Genomic DNA, 17,003 nt, shown 5'->3' on the forward strand with positions numbered 1-17,003 from the left:
TTTGTTTCTGAAAGCGGGCAAATCATGGATCGTCTCCAAGCAATGCGGGTATTTGTCACCGTGGTGGATCTGGGCAGCCAGTCGGCAGCGGCCGATCATCTGGACCTTTCGCGGCCAGTGGTTTCACGATATCTGGCGGAGCTGGAGGACTGGGTCGGTGCGCGCCTGATGCACCGCACCACGCGCAAGTTGAGCCTGACCGCTGCCGGCAGTGAAATTCTGCCGCGTTGCCGACAGATGATCGAACTGTCGACCGACATGCAGGCCGCCGTCAGCGAACCCCACGACGCCCCACGCGGGCTGCTGCGGATCAGCGTCAGTACCTCGTTTGGCCAGGCGCAACTGGCCGATGCGATGGCCGCTTACGTCAAACGCTATCCCGGTGTAAGTATCGATCTGCAAATGCTCGATCGCACGGTGAATCTGGTGGATGAGCGGATCGATCTGGCGATTCGTACCAGTAACGATCTCGATCCCAATCTGATTGCCCGACGCCTGACCGTTTGTCGTTCGGTGGTCTGCGCCGCGCCGGCTTATCTGCAAGAACACCCGGCGCCGTTACGGGTCGAGGAACTGAGCCGACACAACTGCCTGACGCACTCGTATTTCGGTAAGAGCCTGTGGCATTTCGAAGAGGATGGCGAACCGGTTTCGGTGCCGGTGCAGGGCAATATCAGCGCCAACGAGGCCAGTACGTTATTGCGCGCGACGCTGGCCGGCGCCGGGGTGGCGATGCTGCCGACCTATCAGGCCGGTGTGCATATTCACAGCGGTGAACTGATCCGACTGCTGCCCCATGCCGAGCCGCGGCAGATGAGCATCTACGCGGTGTACGCCTCACGCAAACACATGCCGGCGGCGCTGCGCAGCATGCTGGATTTTCTGGTAGAGCGCTTTCCTGAGCATCCGCAATGGGACGTTGATCTGTAAACCCGATCCAATGTGGGAGCGAGCCTGCTCGCGAAAGCGTTCGTTCAGCCAACTTTTCAGTAACTGAGACATCGCTTTCGCGAGCAGGCTCGCTCCCACAGTGGCTATCGATGTGCTGAATGGCCAGTTACAAGCCCAACCGCACTCGCTGGCAACTCCCCGCCGCTGACCTATGCTGAAAGTAATACCGCAGGGTATGTCGTTCAGAGGTCTACGCCATGAACATCAAAACAAGAAGGTACGTCGCGATTTTCATCACCTGCGCCGCCACGCTGGCGCTGTACGGCACCGCGGCCTGGCGGGTCGAGCAGTTGCGACAGTTGCCGCGCGAGTATGCGAGCTGCAACTTCGAGCGCTGCATTCCGCACAATGCCACGCTGAACGCATTGCGCTGAATCATCTAGGCTGGAATGCGATTCTGTGGGAGCGAGCCTGCTCGCGAAAGCCGTGGGTCAGTCAACACTTGAGTCGAATGACAGGACGCCTTCGCGAGCAGGCTCGCTCCCACAAGGGTTTTGTGGGGTCAGTGATTACTGTTCGGCCTTGAGGCTGTCGCGGAAAGCCTTGGGCGAGATCCCCACGCGGCGCCGGAACAGCCGCGTGAAGTTGGTCGGGTCGGAAAACCCCAACAACTCCGACATCTCGTAAATCGTCATGCTGGTGTAAGTCAGCAAGCGCTTGGCCTCCAGTAACTGACGTTCATGCATGATCTGCAACGCCGGTTGTCCCGCCAGTTCACGGCAGGTGCCGTTGAGGTGCGACACTGAAATGCCCAGTCGATGGGCTAGATCCTCAACCTTCACATGCTGGCGATAAGTCTCCTCGACCAACTGAATGAAACCATTGAGGTATTCGCGCTGACGCTGCGGACGCTGACTGGCTTTGTGCCGCACGATTGCCTGACGGCTGACCCAGACCATGATCACGCTGACCAGCGAATGCATGAGCATTTCCCGCGCCGGTTGATGACCGTTGTATTCGGCCTGCAGCGCCGAAAACAGGCTGTTGAGGTAATCGCCGTCGTTGCCTGCCGGGTAGTTTTCTGCGCTGGCCAGCGCGTGTACCGAATCGCCCAGTTGCGCCTGCAAGTGGTTGATCAGCGGTGTGGCGAGGGTAACGATGAACCCTTCGACATCTTCGGAAAAACGAAAGCCGTGCACCGACAGCGGTGGCAGCACTTGAATGGCCGGGGTGTCGAGTTGCGTGCGCTGACCTTCGATCTCAAGCTCTGCCTGACCTTTGAAGACGAAAAGTAACTGGCACAAATCCGCATGGCGGTGGGGTTTGATTTCCCACTCGTGTTCGCGACTGCGGGAGGAAATGGTTTCACAGTGCAGCAAGTCAGGGGTCGGCCAGTCCAGGCTTTCACCGTAGAGCTTGAACACTGGAATCGAAGGCAGCTCAGGCTTGTTCATCACTTCAATCCAGGCCTCGGGGTTGTGGGCGGTAATCGCACCGATTGGCAGAATGTACAGGTATCGGCTCAGTTTTCACCTTCAATTGACAGACCCGCAAGGGAAAAATGCAAGCACTCGATCCATAAAAATCATTCAGCGGTCTTGGCCGCGTGAAGCTTGCGAGTCATAAAAACAATGAAAACGCTGAAAACCCAAGTCGCCATTATTGGCGCCGGTCCGTCCGGATTGCTCCTCGGCCAGTTGTTGCACAACGCCGGCATCGACACCCTCATCCTCGAACGTCAGACACCCGATTATGTCCTCGGCCGCATCCGCGCCGGTGTGCTTGAACAAGGCATGGTAGAGCTGTTGCGTCAGGCTGGCGTGAGTCGGCGCATGGACGCCGAAGGGCTGGTGCACGGCGGTTTCGATCTGGCCCTGGACGGGCGTCAGGTGCACATCGATCTGCACGCATTGACCGGCGGCAAGAGCGTGATGATCTACGGCCAGACCGAAGTCACCCGCGACCTCATGGCCGCTCGTCGGGAGGCTGGTGCACCAACGATTTACCAGGCAAGCAATGTCGTTCCTCATGGCATGAAAAGCGACGAGGCGTTTGTCACCTTTGAAAAGGACGGCGAAACCTTTCGCGTCGATTGCGACTACATCGCCGGTTGCGACGGTTTCCACGGCGTCGCTCGCCAGTCGATTCCGGCCGAAAGTCTGAAAGTGTTCGAGCGGGTTTATCCGTTCGGCTGGCTCGGTATTCTTGCCGACACGCCGCCGGTGCATGACGAGTTGGTCTACGCCCGCCATGAACGCGGTTTTGCTTTGTGCAGCATGCGCTCGGCAACCCGCACCCGGTATTACCTGCAAGTGCCGGCGGATGAAAACGTCGAAGACTGGAGCGATCAGCGCTTTTGGGATGAGCTGAAAAATCGTCTGCCGGTTGAGCTTGCCGAGAAGCTGGTCACTGGCCCGTCGATTGAAAAGAGCATCGCACCGCTACGCAGCTTCGTCGTTGAGCCGATGCAGTACGGGCGCATGTTTCTGGTCGGCGACGCTGCGCATATCGTCCCGCCCACCGGCGCCAAGGGTTTGAATCTGGCCGCCAGTGACGTCAGCACGTTGTTCAATATTCTGCTGAAGGTTTACCGCGACGGCCGCACCGACCTGCTGGAAAAATACTCGGAAATCTGCCTGCGCCGAGTGTGGAAGGCCGAGCGCTTTTCCTGGTGGATGACTTCGATGCTGCACCGCTTCGATGATCATGATGCGTTCAGCCAACGCATCAGCGCCTCGGAACTGGACTACTTTGTCAGTTCAGAAGCGGGGCGAAAAACCATTGCAGAAAATTACGTCGGACTTCCTTATGAGGCTATCGAATAGCCTGCTACCGACTTACACTGGCGAGCATCCCCGCTCGCCTGACGATCTGCGGGACTCTCACTGCCCGCAGGTTTTGCCCGTGACCAATCTCAATCACCCCGAAACGCCCAAACCGGCCATTCGCAGCGTGCTGGTCGCGCTGATGATGGCGATCTTTCTCGGCGCGCTGGATCAAACCATCGTCGCCGTGTCGATGCCGGCCATCTCTGCGCAGTTCAAGGATGTCAGCCTGCTGGCCTGGGTGATTTCCGGGTACATGGTCGCGATGACGGTGGCCGTGCCGATCTACGGCAAGCTCGGCGACTTGTATGGGCGGCGCAAACTGATGCTGTTCGGCATGGGCCTGTTCACCCTGGCCTCGCTGTTCTGCGGCATGGCGCAAAGCATGGAGCAACTGGTACTGGCGCGGATCCTTCAGGGCATCGGCGCTGGCGGGATGATCTCGGTGAGTCAGGCGATCATCGGCGACATCGTGCCGCCGCGTGAACGCGGGCGCTATCAGGGCTACTTCAGCAGCATGTACGCGGTGGCCAGTGTCGCCGGTCCCGTGTTGGGCGGCTACATGACCGAATACCTGTCGTGGCGCTGGGTGTTTCTGATCAATCTGCCGCTGGGCCTCGGTGCCTGGTGGGTGGCGCGGCGCAATTTGCGCGGGCTGCCGATTCCGCAGCGCAAACCGGTCATCGACTACCTCGGTACGTTGTTGATGATCATCGGTCTCACTGCCCTGCTGCTGGGCATTACTCAGGTTGGTCAGGGTCATTCGTGGCGCAGCGGTGAAGTGCTTGGCCTGTTCGCTTGTGCAGTGGTGGTACTGGCGGTGTTTGTCTGGCACGAGCGCCGGGCGCGGGAGCCTTTGCTGCCGATGCACCTGTTCGCCAACCGTAATGCCCTGCTGTGCTGGTGCACGATTTTCTTCACCAGTTTCCAGGCGATCTCGCTGATCGTGCTGATGCCGCTGCGCTTTCAGAGCGTCACCGGGGCCGGGGCTGACAGTGCCGCTTTGCACTTGTTGCCATTGGCAATGGGGTTGCCGATTGGTGCATTTTTCGCTGGCCGGCGCACGTCGATCACCGGGCGATACAAACCACAGATTCTGACCGGCGCTCTGCTGATGCCGATCGCGATTCTCGGCATGGCGTTCAGCCCTCCAGAGGCGACGCTGATCAGCGGACTGTTCATGTTGCTCTGCGGTATTTCCAGCGGCATGCAGTTCCCGACTTCGCTGGTCGGTACACAAAACTCGGTGGAGCAACGCGACATCGGCGTAGCGACCAGCACCACCAACCTGTTTCGCTCTCTCGGCGGCGCGGTGGGCGTGGCGTTGATGTCGGCGCTGTTGCTGGCGTTGTTGCAGGATTCGAATTTCGCCCATCTGGCGAGCAGTTCGCTGATGAGCGAAGGGCATTCCGGCAACGTTCTGCTCGATGGTTTGAACGCCGCGCCGGGGGATGCGCAGAACGCCTTGCGGGCGGAATTGCTGGTGACGTTCCGGCATCTGTTGTGGGTGAGTGCAGCGGTGTCGTTGCTTGGGTTGGCAGCGGCGATTGCGATGCCGAACAACCTGTTGCGCGGTCGCGAGCACGGCGCCAAATAACCGCAAAAGATCGCAGCCTTCGGCAGCTCCTACAAGGGCATGCATAACCCTGTAGGAGCTGCCGAAGGCTGCGATCTTTTGATCTTCAAGGGCTGTAGTAACCGACTGCAACGAGGAAATGCCCGGCCTTCTTCAGGTAAGCATGTTTGTCCTCGACCTTGCCGGTCACCGGATTCTTCCAGCGGTATTCATATTCACCCTCATCCTGCTTGCCTATCAGCGCCAGAATCGGTTCGCCCACCGGTTTGCCTTCGGGATCCTTGACCTTGCCGAAGTCTGTATTGATCAAGCGCAGGTTGGTGCCGTGGGCAACGTAGCGCTGGGTGTCCAGATCGACCACAAACACATACAAGTCGTCCTGCAAGTAGCCGCCCTTGAGCGAATTGATTGCGGTCAGTGTGCCTTTCTCGTCTTTGCCCAAACCGGTCGCTGCCTTGTCCAGCAGCGCTCTAGCCTGCTCGGCCGACGCCCGTGGCAAGTAATAACCGACCGCCAGAATCCGCTGGCCGATGCGTTGGTAATACACGTGCTTGCGCTCAACCTTGCCATCGGCCCAGTTCTGCCAACGGTATTCGGCCTGCTGGATGCCATTGCCTTCCGGCACTTTCAACGCGTCCTTGAAGGTTTTCTGCAGATCCGGGCCGAGCACTTCACTGACATCACGACCGATCAACGCCGATGAGGGCCCGCCACTGGCGAGCATCACACCTTTGGTGTCGAGCACGAACACGTAGCGATCCTTGTCGACAAACTCGCCCTGACGGCTGAACGCGGCGAATGCCTTGTCGCCGTTGTCGTGGTAATAGGCCAGGGCTTTTTCCAGCAAGGCGATGGCAGCCTGACTGTCATCCTTGGCGGTGGCAGCGCTGGCCTGGCCGAAGCCGGCCAGCAACATCAAACAGAGACAGGCGATTTTTTGCACAAACCCCATGACGCATCCCTCGTTCTTTTTGGTGTTTCAAGAGCGTAGACGGCTTGGGGGCATGTATGGATATTCAGAGGGTTTCTGAACGTTTCGCGGATCCTGTGGTGAGGAATGGCCCCACCACAGGTGATCAAGCTTCAAGGGCGGGAATTGATCTGCTGCTGCAAATTCTGAATCTGCGCCTGAAGGGTGTTGATGTTGCGGGTCATCTGGGCGCGGAAGGCGTCGAATTCGGCGGTATTGCCGCCACCCTGCGGTGTTGCCGGGCGGTTGTCCTGTTCGCTTTTGAGCACGACGATTTCCTGCTCAAGACGATCGATCGCCGCGCTCGGGTTGCCCTGCTTTTTCAGTGCAACGATATCGGCACCGAGGCTTTTGAACTGAGCGTCGAAGGCCTTCAACTGCGTGTCGACCTTGCTGGTGTCGGCCGGTGTGCTTTTCATGGTCGCCAGCTCAGCGCTCAAGGTTTTGACCTGTGCCTGCAACTGGGTGTTGGCGTTCTGCTGTTCGGTAGTCTGCGCGGTCATCTGTGCCAGACGCTTGTCCAGATCGCTGGCCTGCCCCGCTACGCCTTGCTGCTGTTTGCTCTGATCGAGCAGCTTGCCTTCGAGCTGTTTGATCTGCAGCTTCAGCGCTTCGCTGTCGCTGGTAACGTTGGACTGACTGGCCACGACCTTGCCGGAAATGTCCTGCAAGCGACCGGCTGCTTCTTCGCTGATCCGCGCGAAGCTTTCCTGGGTCGCCACCAATTGCTGTTCCATCAACGATATCTGCTGGAAGCTCCACCAGGCGAGGCCAACAAAGGCGAAGAACAATGCGCCGACCAAGGCCCACAACGGCCCGGTGCTCGCGGCTTTGACCTTGACCACCGGCGGCGTGCGTGAGTGTACGGAGGTGCGGGCGGTGGTCGGAATGTCATCGTCGTCGAAGGTGTCGGCACGCAGGCTCGGGACATCGTCGAAATCGTCGTGGGCATCATTACGCATGGACATTGAGGCAACCTTTGGGAAACGCGGTGATGGCTAAATGCTGCGAAGTATAACCGCCGCAGCCGCAGGGATTGACCCCCAAGCGGCTACACGGTTCATTGCCGCCCGACCGAATGGTTTCAACGGATGTCCTGAGCTTTCCACCACGCACAGAACTCATCCAGCGCCGACCACAGGCTGACTTTCGGATCGTAGTCCAGATAATGCCGGGCGCGGCTGATGTCGAGGGTGAAATTTTTGTTCATGACCTGCATGCCCAGGCGCGACAGGGTTGGCTCCGGACGTCCGGGCCAGAGCTTGCACGCACCTTCGTTGAGTGCCGCGACGCTATAGGCCAGACCATACGAACGGTACTTGGTGACCTGCGGCACTTCCATTTTGCGCATCACGTAATTGACCACATCCCAAAGCGGCACCGGCGCGCCGTTGCTGATGTTGTAGGCCTTGCCCAGTGCGGAACCGGCGGCCAGCAAGCTGCTGAGCAGCGCTTCATTAAGGTTGTGCACACTGGTGAAGTCGACTTTGTTCAGGCCATTGCCGATGATCGCCAGGCGGCCCTTGCGCTGCATGTTGAGCAGGCGCGGGAAGATGCTCATGTCGCCGGCGCCGGTGACGAAACGCGGGCGCAGAGCAATGGTTTCGAGGCCGAATTCCTGGGCACCGAAGACCTTTTGCTCGGCCAGGTACTTGGTCGCGGCGTAGTGATGCTTGAAACGCTTGGGCACTTGCTCTTCGGTCAGATTGAGGTGATCGCGGCCATCAAAATAGATCGATGGCGACGACAGATGCACCAAACGCCGGACGCGCTGCTTCAGACAGGCTTCGACGACGTTTTCGGTGACCTGCACGTTGCCTTGATGGAAGTCCTGATAGCGGCCCCACAGTCCGACAGCACCGGCGCAATGCACCACGGCTTCGACATCCGAGCACAGTTCGCGGACCAGGTCGGGATCGATCAGATCGCCGGGCACAAACTCGGCACCACGGCGCACCAGATGTTCGACGCTCTCGGCCCGGCGACCGTTGACCCGCACGTCCAGGCCCTGCTCCAAAGCGAAACGCGCAAAGCGTCCGCCAATGAAGCCGCTTGCGCCGGTGACCAGAATTTTCATGTAAAGCTCCGATGTCTTTCGTTTTGCCTGATTCGAGTGTCTTGACGCTGGCCGTCAGTCCAACGGCACCAGCCATTGCGCCGAAGAACGCAGCAATTGCTCGGTCAGCAAGCCCAGCAGCTGACCGCCATTGCGCCAATGATGCCAGTACAACGGCACGTCGATCGGTTTATCTGGCAACAGTTCGCGCAACAACCCGCGTTGCAGTTGATCGCGCACTTGCAGCTCCGGCACCAGCCCCCAGCCGAGTCCGGCTTCGGTCAGGCGGATAAAACCTTCCGAGGACGGGCACAAATGGTGTTCGAACCCACCATCGACGCCCAGCGAGGCGAGATAGCGGTGCTGGAGAAAGTCGTCCGGGCCGAACACCAGCGCCGGTGTACGCGGCAATTGTTCAGCGCGCACACCATCGGGGAAATGCCGCTCGATGAATGCCGGGCTGGCCAGGGCGCGATAACGCATGGCCCCGAGCAACACGCTGCGCGCACCGGCCACCGGCCGTTCGCTGGCGCAAAGGCACGCGGCCACTTCTCCGGCGCGCATGCGTTTGAGGCCGACGGTCTGGTCTTCGACGATCAGATCAAGCAGCAAATGTTGTTCGGCGCAGAAATCACCCACCGCTTCGGCCCACCATGTGGCGAGGCTGTCAGCATTCAATGCGATGCGCAAACGCTCCGGCAGGCCCTCTTCGTCCAGCGCCGGCACCAGGGTTTGCAGGTCACGCTCAAGCAATCGCACCTGCTGCACATGGTTGAGCAGACGCCGGCCAATCTCGGTCGGCGACGGTGGTGTACCGCGAATCAACACTGGCTGGCCGACCCGCGCTTCAAGCAATTTGATCCGCTGCGAGATCGCCGATTGCGACAAGCCGAGCACCTGTGCGGCGCGTTCGAATCCGGCTTGCTCAACCACGGCGGCCAAAGCAGAAAGCAATTTGTAGTCGAACATCAGTTTTCCTAATGAGCGATCAGCACTATTGGTTTTTCTTATACAGGTTTCAGCCGGAGAATAGCCAGCAAGCACTCTTTCTCAAGGAACACTTCCATGGCTGGCGAAACTTCACTTTCGACTTTATTGCGCAGCATGAGCCCGCAACTCAATGCCGGCGAATACGTGTTCTGCACCCTGCGCGACGGTGTGTTGCCGAACGGTCTGGAGGTTGTCGGCAGCTTCCGCGAGCAGGAGGGCCTGACCGTGATTGTCGAACGCTCCCGCGCCGAACAGGCCGGTTTCAGCTTCGATTACGTCGCCGCGTGGATCACCCTCAACGTGCACTCGGCGCTGGAAGCCGTTGGCCTCACCGCGGCTTTCGCCACGGCACTGGGCAAGGCCGGAATCAGCTGCAACGTGATCGCCGGTTATTACCACGACCATTTGTTCGTCGGTCAGGCCGATGCCGAGCGCGCCATGCAAGTGCTGCGCGATCTCGCAGCCCACGCGGAGTAAACCTTATGTGGCAAAGCTATGTGAACGGCCTGCTGGTGGCGTTCGGGCTGATCATGGCGATCGGTACGCAGAACGCATTTGTATTGGCGCAAAGTTTGCGGCGTGAACACCATTTGCCGGTGGCAGCACTGTGCGTTGTCTGCGATGCGCTTCTCGTCGCCGCCGGGGTATTCGGCCTGGCGACGATTCTGGCGCAGAACCCGACGCTGCTGGCGATTGCCCGTTGGGGCGGCGCGACGTTTCTGATCTGGTACGGCAGTCAGGCGCTGCGCCGGGCCTGTTCGAAACAGAGCATGGGTCAAGGCGAGAATCAGACCGTGCGTTCGCTGCGTGCGGTGATGCTCAGCGCGCTGGCGGTGACGCTGCTCAACCCGCATGTTTACCTGGATACCGTGTTGTTGATCGGCTCGCTCGGCGCGCAACAATCGGTGCCGGGGGCTTATGTGATCGGTGCTGCGAGTGCTTCGCTGTTGTGGTTTTTCACCTTGGCATTGGGTGCAGCGTGGTTGGCGCCATGGTTGGCCCGACCGAGTACCTGGCGGATTCTCGATCTGGTGGTGGCGTTGATGATGTTTACCGTGGCTGGGCAATTAATTTTCGCGAGCTGATTTATTCCAAACAGCTCTGGAACCTCTATCCCACACAGTTGTTGCGTGGTTATGGCGCAACCCCGGTGCTATGATCGAAACCCTGCGCCGCAAAGAGTAAAAACTCGCCGGTGCATTTCTGGCCGCCCGTGATCGGCCTTGCGCTCACCGCAACAGACCTGATTAGGAGAATCATCATGGCTTTCGAATTGCCGCCGCTGCCTTACGCACACGATGCCCTGCAGCCGCACATTTCCAAGGAAACCCTGGAATACCACCACGACAAGCACCACAACACCTATGTCGTGAACCTGAACAACCTGGTGCCAGGCACCGAGTTCGAAGGCAAGACCCTGGAAGAAATCGTCAAGACTTCTTCGGGCGGTATCTTCAACAACGCCGCTCAGGTCTGGAACCACACTTTCTACTGGAACTGCCTGGCGCCAAACGCCGGCGGTCAACCAACCGGCGCGCTGGCTGAAGCCATCAACGCTGCTTTCGGTTCGTTCGACAAGTTCAAGGAAGAGTTCAGCAAAACCTCGATCGGCACCTTCGGTTCCGGCTGGGGCTGGCTGGTGAAAAAGGCTGACGGCTCCCTGGCTCTGGCCAGCACCATCGGCGCCGGCAACCCGCTGACCAGCGGCGACACCCCGCTGCTGACCTGCGACGTCTGGGAACACGCTTACTACATCGACTACCGCAACGTTCGTCCTAAATATGTCGAAGCGTTCTGGAACCTGGTCAACTGGAAGTTCGTTGCTGAGCAGTTCGAAGGCAAAACCTTCACCGCTTAAGCTGTGCGCCAGTCAAAAAACCCGGCTTTTGCCGGGTTTTTTTATGCCTGTGATTTGTTGGCACTGCCGGAACCTGCGAGCAGTCAACGCTTTCGATTTCCTGTAGGAGCTGCCGAAGGCTGCGATCTTTTGGCGTCTTCAAATACGCCGAAGATCAAAAGATCGCAGCCTTCGGCAGCTCCTGCATAACAATGGCGTTTCTCTCACGATGAAAGCTGTCTGCCGCTGCTTGCTGCCGTGCCACAGCGGGCTACCATCAAAAAGAGGAAAAATGCTGCGAACCGCTCAAGTTGAGGGCCGAAACTACCGACACAGTACAGATTAGGGCTAATACTCCAGACAGCAGTATTTCGGCCAACGCCACGGGCGAATCATACTGGGCCTTATTGTCCCTTTGACTGCCAACACGGGATTGCCAATACTCATGGCAACTTGACGCTACCCGCACGGAACAAGGAATAACCCTTTGAAGCTGGAACTCAAGAACAGCTTGTCGGTGAAGTTGCTCCGGGTCGTGCTCCTGTCGGCATTGATCGTCGGCGTAGTCTTGAGCTGCGCGCAGATTGTTTTCGATGCCTACAAAACCCGTCAGGCCGTTGCCGGCGACGCCGAACGCATCCTCGACATGTTCCGCGACCCCTCGACCCAGGCGGTTTACAGCCTCGACCGGGAAATGGGCATGCAGGTGATCGAAGGCCTGTTCCAGGACGATGCCGTGCGTCAGGCTTCCATCGGCCATCCCAACGAAGCGATGCTCGCGCAGAAATCCCGCGAGTTGCAGCATTCAAACAGCCGCTGGCTGACCGACCTGATCCTCGGCCAGGAACGTACGTTCACCACCCAATTGGTGGGGCGTGGCCCATACAGCGAATATTACGGTGACTTGAGCATTACCCTCGACACCGCCACGTATGGCGAGGGGTTTATTGTCAGCTCGGTGATCATCTTTATTTCCGGCGTGTTGCGCGCCTTGGCCATGGGCCTGGTGCTGTATCTGGTTTATCACTGGCTGCTGACCAAACCGCTGTCGCGGATTATCGAGCACCTTACAGAGATCAACCCGGATCGTCCCAGCGAACACAAGATTCCACAGCTCAAAGGCCACGAGAAAAACGAACTGGGCATCTGGATCAACACCGCCAACCAGTTGCTCGAGTCGATCGAACGCAACACTCACCTGCGCCACGAGGCGGAAAACAGCCTGCTGCGCATGGCCCAGTACGACTTCCTCACCGGCCTGCCGAACCGCCAGCAACTACAGCAGCAACTGGACAAGATTCTGATCGACGCCGGCAAGCTGCAACGCCGGGTCGCAGTGTTGTGCGTGGGGCTGGACGATTTCAAAGGCATCAACGAGCAGTTCAGCTACCAGACCGGTGACCAGTTGTTGCTGGCCCTCGCCGATCGCCTGCGCGCCCACAGCGGCCGCCTCGGCGCCCTCGCCCGCCTGGGTGGCGACCAGTTCGCGCTGGTACAGGCCGACATCGAACAACCTTACGAGGCAGCGGAACTGGCGCAAAGCATCCTCGATGACCTGGAAGCGGCGTTTGCCCTCGACCATCAGGAAATCCGCCTGCGCGCGACCATCGGCATCACCCTGTTCCCGGAGGACGGCGACAGCACAGAGAAGCTGTTGCAGAAGGCCGAGCAGACCATGACGCTGGCCAAGACCCGCTCACGCAACCGCTATCAGTTCTATATCGCCAGCGTCGACAGCGAAATGCGTCGCCGTCGCGAACTGGAAAAAGATCTGCGTGATGCCTTGCTGCGCGATCAGTTCTACCTGGTTTATCAGCCGCAGATCAGCTATCGCGATCACCGCGTGGTCGGCGTCGAAGCGCTGATCCGCTGGCAGCATCCGGAACACGGTCTGGTACCGCCGGACCTGTTCATTCCGCTGGCCGAGCAGAACGGCACGATCATCGCCATCGGCGAATGGGTGCTCGATCAGGCCTGCAAACAGTTGCGCGAATGGCACGATCAGGGCTTTGTCGACCTGCGTATGGCGGTCAATCTGTCCACAGTTCAGCTGCATCACGCCGAGCTGCCGCGCGTGGTCAACAACCTGCTGCAGATGTACCGCCTGCCACCGCGCAGCCTGGAACTGGAAGTCACCGAAACCGGCCTGATGGAAGACATCAGCACCGCCGCGCAACACCTGTTGAGCCTGCGCCGCTCCGGTGCGTTGATCGCCATCGACGACTTCGGCACCGGTTACTCATCGCTGAGCTATCTGAAAAGCTTGCCGCTGGACAAGATCAAGATCGACAAGAGCTTCGTTCAGGATCTGCTCGATGACGACGACGATGCGACCATCGTTCGCGCGATCATTCAACTGGGCAAGAGCCTCGGCATGCAGGTGATCGCCGAAGGCGTGGAAACCGCCGAACAGGAAAGCTACATCATTTCCGAAGGCTGCCACGAAGGTCAGGGCTATCACTACAGCAAGCCATTGCCGGCGCGGGAACTGGGCGCCTATCTCAAGCAGGCCCAACGCAGTAACGCGGCCATTCTCTAGAAGATCAACAGATCGCAGCCTGCGGCAGCTCCTACATTCGGAATTCGTTCCCCCTGTAGGAGCTGCCGCAGGCTGCGATCTTTTGATCTGCGTAAATAAGAAATATTTCCAGCCACAACCCTTTACACATAATGCGAAAGATTTGCATTATGTCGCAGTTTTGCGCCCCCCCAGCGCGAGTCCACTCAACTATCGAAGCAGGATGTTCGCCATGATTCGTATGCCTCTGGCTACCGCCAGTCTGCTGGCCATCGCTATTTCCCTCGCCGGTTGCGGCGAAGGCAAGGACAAAGACAAAGCCTCCGAAATGACGCCGGCTTCCAGCAGCGCTGCTCCAGCCCCAGCCGCTACGCCTGCGCCTGCTGCCGGTAAAGTCGACGAAGCCGCCGCCAAGGCTGTGGTCGCGCACTACGCCGACATCGTCTTCGCCGTCTACAGCGATGCCGAATCCACCGCGAAAACCCTGCAAACCGCCGTCGACGCCTTCCTCGCCAAGCCGAACGCCGACACCCTGAAAGCCGCCAAGGCTGCCTGGGTCGCCGCGCGCGTTCCGTACCTGCAGAGCGAAGTGTTCCGCTTCGGCAACACCATCATCGACGATTGGGAAGGTCAGGTTAACGCCTGGCCACTGGACGAGGGTCTGATCGACTACGTCGACAAGTCCTACGAGCACGCACTGGGTAACCCGGGCGCCACCGCCAACATCATCGCCAACACCGAAGTTCAGGTTGGCGAAGACAAGGTCGACGTCAAAGACATCACCCCGGAAAAACTCGCCAGCCTCAACGAGCTGGGCGGTTCCGAAGCCAACGTCGCCACCGGCTACCACGCCATCGAATTCCTGCTCTGGGGCCAGGATCTGAACGGCACCGGCCCTGGCGCTGGCAACCGTCCGGCCTCCGACTACCTGGAAGGCGCTGGCGCTACTGGCGGTCACAACGATCGTCGTCGTGCCTACCTGAAGTCGGTGACTCAACTGCTGGTCAGCGATCTGGAAGAAATGGTCGGCAACTGGAAGCCAAACGTGGCTGACAACTACCGCGCCACTCTGGAAGCCGAGCCGGGCGAAACCGGTCTGCGCAAAATGCTTTTCGGCATGGGCAGCCTGTCTCTGGGCGAACTGGCGGGCGAGCGCATGAAGGTTTCCCTGGAAGCCAACTCCCCTGAAGACGAGCAGGATTGCTTCAGCGACAACACCCACAACTCGCACTTCTACGATGCCAAAGGCATTCGTAACGTTTACCTGGGCGAGTACACCCGTGTTGACGGCACCAAGATGACCGGCGCCAGCCTGTCGTCGCTGGTGGCCAAGGCTGACCCGGCTGCCGACACCGCACTGAAAGCCGATCTGGCCGCTACCGAAGCGAAGATCCAGGTCATGGTCGATCACGCCAACAAGGGTGAGCACTACGACCAGTTGATCGCTGCCGGCAACACCGCTGGCAACCAGATCGTTCGCGACGCCATCGCCTCGCTGGTCAAGCAGACCGGTTCGATCGAAGCCGCTGCCGGCAAACTGGGCATCAGCGACCTGAACCCGGACAACGCTGATCACGAGTTCTGATCACAGCGTCCGATTCAAAAAAGGCGACCTTCGGGTCGCCTTTTTCATACCTGCCAAACACAAACCCGTGCTTCAGGGTATACCCAATATCAAGTGCGCCACCCATCCCTGTGGGAGCGAGCCTGCTCGCGAAGGCGTCATCAGGGACAACATCGTCAGCGCGGCGGACACCGCTTTCGCGAGCAGGCTCGCTCCCACAGGGTTTACATGGACTTCAAGGCTTGCGCTGTATCAAGCAAACGATAATTCCTCTTATTCAATCACCCCGGCCCTGTTAGACTTTGCGCCTTTGTTTTCGCCCGTCCGCAGGATGTCTGATGCCCTCGCTGCCTCTTCGCTTGTCCGCACTGTTGCTGGCCCTGGGCCTGAGTGCCTGCGATGACGCCCCGCGTTTCACCAAGGCCGAGCCTGGTGAAGCACGTTCGGGCGGTGCAGCGACCGTGCGCAAGACTGATCAGAATGCGTTTTCGCTGCCTTCGGCGAATCTGCCGCCGTCGCGTCGGGTTGATTTCAGCGTCGGTAACAGTTTCTTCCGCAGTCCATGGGTGATCGCCCCGTCGACCACTACTGCGCGCGATGGTCTCGGCCCGCTGTTCAACACCAACGCCTGCCAGAACTGCCACATCAAGGACGGTCGCGGTCATCCGCCGACGCCCGATGCGACCAACGCGGTGTCGATGCTGGTCAGGCTGTCGATTCCTGATGCGCCGCAATTCGCCAAAGTCATCGAGCAAGTCGGCGTGGTGCCGGAGCCGGTGTACGGCGGCCAGTTCCAGGACATGGCCGTCCCCGGCATCGCCCCGGAAGGCAAGGTTCGCGTCGATTACACGCCAGTGCCGATTCGTTTCAGGGACGGCACCGAAGTCGAATTACGCAAACCTGTCTTGCAGATCACGCAACTGGGCTACGGCCCGATGCACCCGGACACGCGTTTTTCCGCACGGGTTGCGCCGCCAATGATCGGCCTCGGCCTGCTTGAAGCGATCCCCGAAGAAGCGATCCTCGCCAACGCTGCCGCGCAGGCCAAAGGCAACAATGGCATCCATGGCCGCCCCAATCAGGTCTGGGATGACGCTTTGCAGAAGACCGTCATGGGCAGATTCGGCTGGAAAGCCGGACAACCGAACCTCAATCAACAAAATGTTCACGCGTTTTCCGGTGACATGGGCCTCACGACCAGCCTGCGCCCCTTCGATGACTGCACCGACGCGCAAACCGCCTGCAAACAGGCGCCGAACGGCAATGGCCCGGACGGCGAGCCGGAAGTCAGCGATAACATCCTGCGTCTGGTGCTGTTCTACAGCCGCAATCTCGCTGTGCCGGCACGCCGTGGTATCAACGATGCCGAAGTTCTGGCAGGCAAGAACCTGTTTTTCCAGACCGGCTGCGATTCGTGCCACACGCCGAAATACACCACCGCCGCCAATGCGGCCGAACCTGAACTGGCCAATCAGGTGATTCGCCCGTACAGCGATCTGCTGCTGCATGACATGGGCGACGGTCTGGCCGACAACCGCACGGAATTCCAGGCCTCCGGCCGCGACTGGCGCACACCGCCGTTGTGGGGCATCGGCCTGACGCAAGCGGTCAGCGGACACACCCAGTTTTTGCATGACGGTCGCGCACGTAATTTACTCGAGGCCGTGCTCTGGCATGGCGGCGAAGCGCAAGCCGCACAGCAACAGGTTTTGTCTTTCAATGCCGAGCAGCGCGCTGCGTTGCTGGCGTTTCTGAACTCACTTTAAACACTGATAA

At 59.4% G+C, this 17,003-nt stretch carries 15 protein-coding genes; 10 read left to right on the forward strand and 5 right to left on the reverse strand.

The window, feature by feature from the left end; all coding sequences use genetic code 11:
• The first annotated feature begins 24 nt into the window (after positions 1 to 24).
• Positions 25 to 930, forward strand: coding sequence for a LysR family transcriptional regulator (locus ACRRSD_RS09040; RefSeq protein WP_435037855.1), 906 nt, complete (start codon positions 25 to 27; stop codon positions 928 to 930).
• A 218-nt stretch (positions 931 to 1,148) separates the two neighbouring features.
• Positions 1,149 to 1,325, forward strand: coding sequence for a hypothetical protein (locus tag ACRRSD_RS09045; RefSeq protein ID WP_007912636.1), 177 nt, complete (start codon positions 1,149 to 1,151; stop codon positions 1,323 to 1,325).
• A gap of 135 nt (positions 1,326 to 1,460) precedes the next feature.
• Here ACRRSD_RS09045 and ACRRSD_RS09050 read toward each other — a convergent pair whose 3' ends face one another.
• A complete protein-coding gene (locus ACRRSD_RS09050; protein WP_116030017.1) occupies positions 1,461 to 2,345 on the reverse strand; it encodes a helix-turn-helix domain-containing protein in 885 nt (294 codons plus the stop codon).
• 186 nt (positions 2,346 to 2,531) lie between these two features.
• On the opposite strand from ACRRSD_RS09050, the gene pobA reads away from it, so the two are divergent.
• Entirely contained in the window at positions 2,532 to 3,716 is a 1,185-nt protein-coding gene (gene pobA / locus ACRRSD_RS09055; protein WP_435038491.1) for a 4-hydroxybenzoate 3-monooxygenase, read from the forward strand.
• A 79-nt stretch (positions 3,717 to 3,795) separates the two neighbouring features.
• Positions 3,796 to 5,313, forward strand: coding sequence for an MDR family MFS transporter (locus ACRRSD_RS09060; protein ID WP_435037856.1), 1,518 nt, complete (start codon positions 3,796 to 3,798; stop codon positions 5,311 to 5,313).
• Between the two features lie 85 nt (positions 5,314 to 5,398).
• Here the strand turns inward: ACRRSD_RS09060 and ACRRSD_RS09065 are convergent, their stop codons facing one another.
• From ACRRSD_RS09065 to ACRRSD_RS09080, 4 genes are all read right to left on the reverse strand, one after another.
• Positions 5,399 to 6,244, reverse strand: a complete 846-nt coding sequence (locus tag ACRRSD_RS09065) for a cache domain-containing protein (protein ID WP_435037857.1) — start codon at positions 6,242 to 6,244, stop codon at positions 5,399 to 5,401.
• Positions 6,245 to 6,375: 131 nt separating this feature from the next.
• Complete coding sequence (locus ACRRSD_RS09070) at positions 6,376 to 7,230, reverse strand: ATPase (RefSeq protein ID WP_435037858.1); 855 nt, start codon at positions 7,228 to 7,230, stop codon at positions 6,376 to 6,378.
• 116 nt (positions 7,231 to 7,346) lie between these two features.
• Positions 7,347 to 8,339 (reverse strand): NAD-dependent epimerase/dehydratase family protein, encoded by a 993-nt coding sequence (locus ACRRSD_RS09075; RefSeq protein WP_435037859.1) that lies wholly within the window; start codon positions 8,337 to 8,339, stop codon positions 7,347 to 7,349.
• A 54-nt stretch (positions 8,340 to 8,393) separates the two neighbouring features.
• Complete coding sequence (locus ACRRSD_RS09080) at positions 8,394 to 9,287, reverse strand: LysR family transcriptional regulator ArgP (protein ID WP_435037860.1); 894 nt, start codon at positions 9,285 to 9,287, stop codon at positions 8,394 to 8,396.
• A 96-nt stretch (positions 9,288 to 9,383) separates the two neighbouring features.
• Between ACRRSD_RS09080 and ACRRSD_RS09085 the strand changes: the two genes are divergently transcribed.
• From ACRRSD_RS09085 to ACRRSD_RS09110, 6 genes are all read left to right on the forward strand, one after another.
• Entirely contained in the window at positions 9,384 to 9,785 is a 402-nt protein-coding gene (locus ACRRSD_RS09085; protein ID WP_435037861.1) for an ACT domain-containing protein, read from the forward strand.
• 5 nt (positions 9,786 to 9,790) lie between these two features.
• Entirely contained in the window at positions 9,791 to 10,393 is a 603-nt protein-coding gene (locus tag ACRRSD_RS09090) for a LysE/ArgO family amino acid transporter (RefSeq protein ID WP_435037862.1), read from the forward strand.
• A 176-nt stretch (positions 10,394 to 10,569) separates the two neighbouring features.
• Complete coding sequence (locus ACRRSD_RS09095) at positions 10,570 to 11,166, forward strand: superoxide dismutase (RefSeq protein ID WP_007918933.1); 597 nt, start codon at positions 10,570 to 10,572, stop codon at positions 11,164 to 11,166.
• A 466-nt stretch (positions 11,167 to 11,632) separates the two neighbouring features.
• The gene (locus ACRRSD_RS09100) at positions 11,633 to 13,684 is read left to right on the forward strand and encodes a putative bifunctional diguanylate cyclase/phosphodiesterase (RefSeq protein ID WP_435037863.1); all 2,052 of its coding nucleotides are present in this window, start codon (positions 11,633 to 11,635) and stop codon (positions 13,682 to 13,684) included.
• 211 nt (positions 13,685 to 13,895) lie between these two features.
• On the forward strand, positions 13,896 to 15,248 hold the full coding sequence (locus ACRRSD_RS09105) for an imelysin family protein (protein ID WP_435037864.1): 1,353 nt from the start codon (positions 13,896 to 13,898) through the stop codon (positions 15,246 to 15,248).
• A 317-nt stretch (positions 15,249 to 15,565) separates the two neighbouring features.
• Positions 15,566 to 16,993: a di-heme oxidoredictase family protein gene (locus tag ACRRSD_RS09110; RefSeq protein ID WP_435037865.1), complete on the forward strand. Its 1,428-nt coding sequence runs from the start codon at positions 15,566 to 15,568 to the stop codon at positions 16,991 to 16,993.
• Positions 16,994 to 17,003: the final 10 nt, after the last annotated feature.

The sequence above is a fragment of the Pseudomonas neuropathica genome, from assembly GCF_051174785.1.
GTDB classification, from domain to species: domain Bacteria; phylum Pseudomonadota; class Gammaproteobacteria; order Pseudomonadales; family Pseudomonadaceae; genus Aquipseudomonas; species Aquipseudomonas neuropathica_A.

Excerpts from the sequence above, each read along its gene's own strand:
- ACRRSD_RS09075 (WP_435037859.1), bottom strand. The coding sequence starts at position 8,339 with ATGAAAATTCTGGTCACCGGCGCAAGCGGCTTCATTGGCGGACGCTTT.
- ACRRSD_RS09110 (WP_435037865.1), top strand. The coding sequence starts at position 15,566 with ATGCCCTCGCTGCCTCTTCGCTTGTCCGCACTGTTGCTGGCCCTGGGC.
- ACRRSD_RS09105 (WP_435037864.1), top strand. The coding sequence starts at position 13,896 with ATGATTCGTATGCCTCTGGCTACCGCCAGTCTGCTGGCCATCGCTATT.
- ACRRSD_RS09070 (WP_435037858.1), bottom strand. The coding sequence starts at position 7,230 with ATGTCCATGCGTAATGATGCCCACGACGATTTCGACGATGTCCCGAGC.
- ACRRSD_RS09095 (WP_007918933.1), top strand. The coding sequence starts at position 10,570 with ATGGCTTTCGAATTGCCGCCGCTGCCTTACGCACACGATGCCCTGCAG.
- ACRRSD_RS09045 (WP_007912636.1), top strand. The coding sequence starts at position 1,149 with ATGAACATCAAAACAAGAAGGTACGTCGCGATTTTCATCACCTGCGCC.
- ACRRSD_RS09085 (WP_435037861.1), top strand. The coding sequence starts at position 9,384 with ATGGCTGGCGAAACTTCACTTTCGACTTTATTGCGCAGCATGAGCCCG.
- ACRRSD_RS09050 (WP_116030017.1), bottom strand. The coding sequence starts at position 2,345 with ATGAACAAGCCTGAGCTGCCTTCGATTCCAGTGTTCAAGCTCTACGGT.
- ACRRSD_RS09090 (WP_435037862.1), top strand. The coding sequence starts at position 9,791 with ATGTGGCAAAGCTATGTGAACGGCCTGCTGGTGGCGTTCGGGCTGATC.
- ACRRSD_RS09040 (WP_435037855.1), top strand. The coding sequence starts at position 25 with ATGGATCGTCTCCAAGCAATGCGGGTATTTGTCACCGTGGTGGATCTG.
- ACRRSD_RS09065 (WP_435037857.1), bottom strand. The coding sequence starts at position 6,244 with ATGGGGTTTGTGCAAAAAATCGCCTGTCTCTGTTTGATGTTGCTGGCC.
- ACRRSD_RS09080 (WP_435037860.1), bottom strand. The coding sequence starts at position 9,287 with ATGTTCGACTACAAATTGCTTTCTGCTTTGGCCGCCGTGGTTGAGCAA.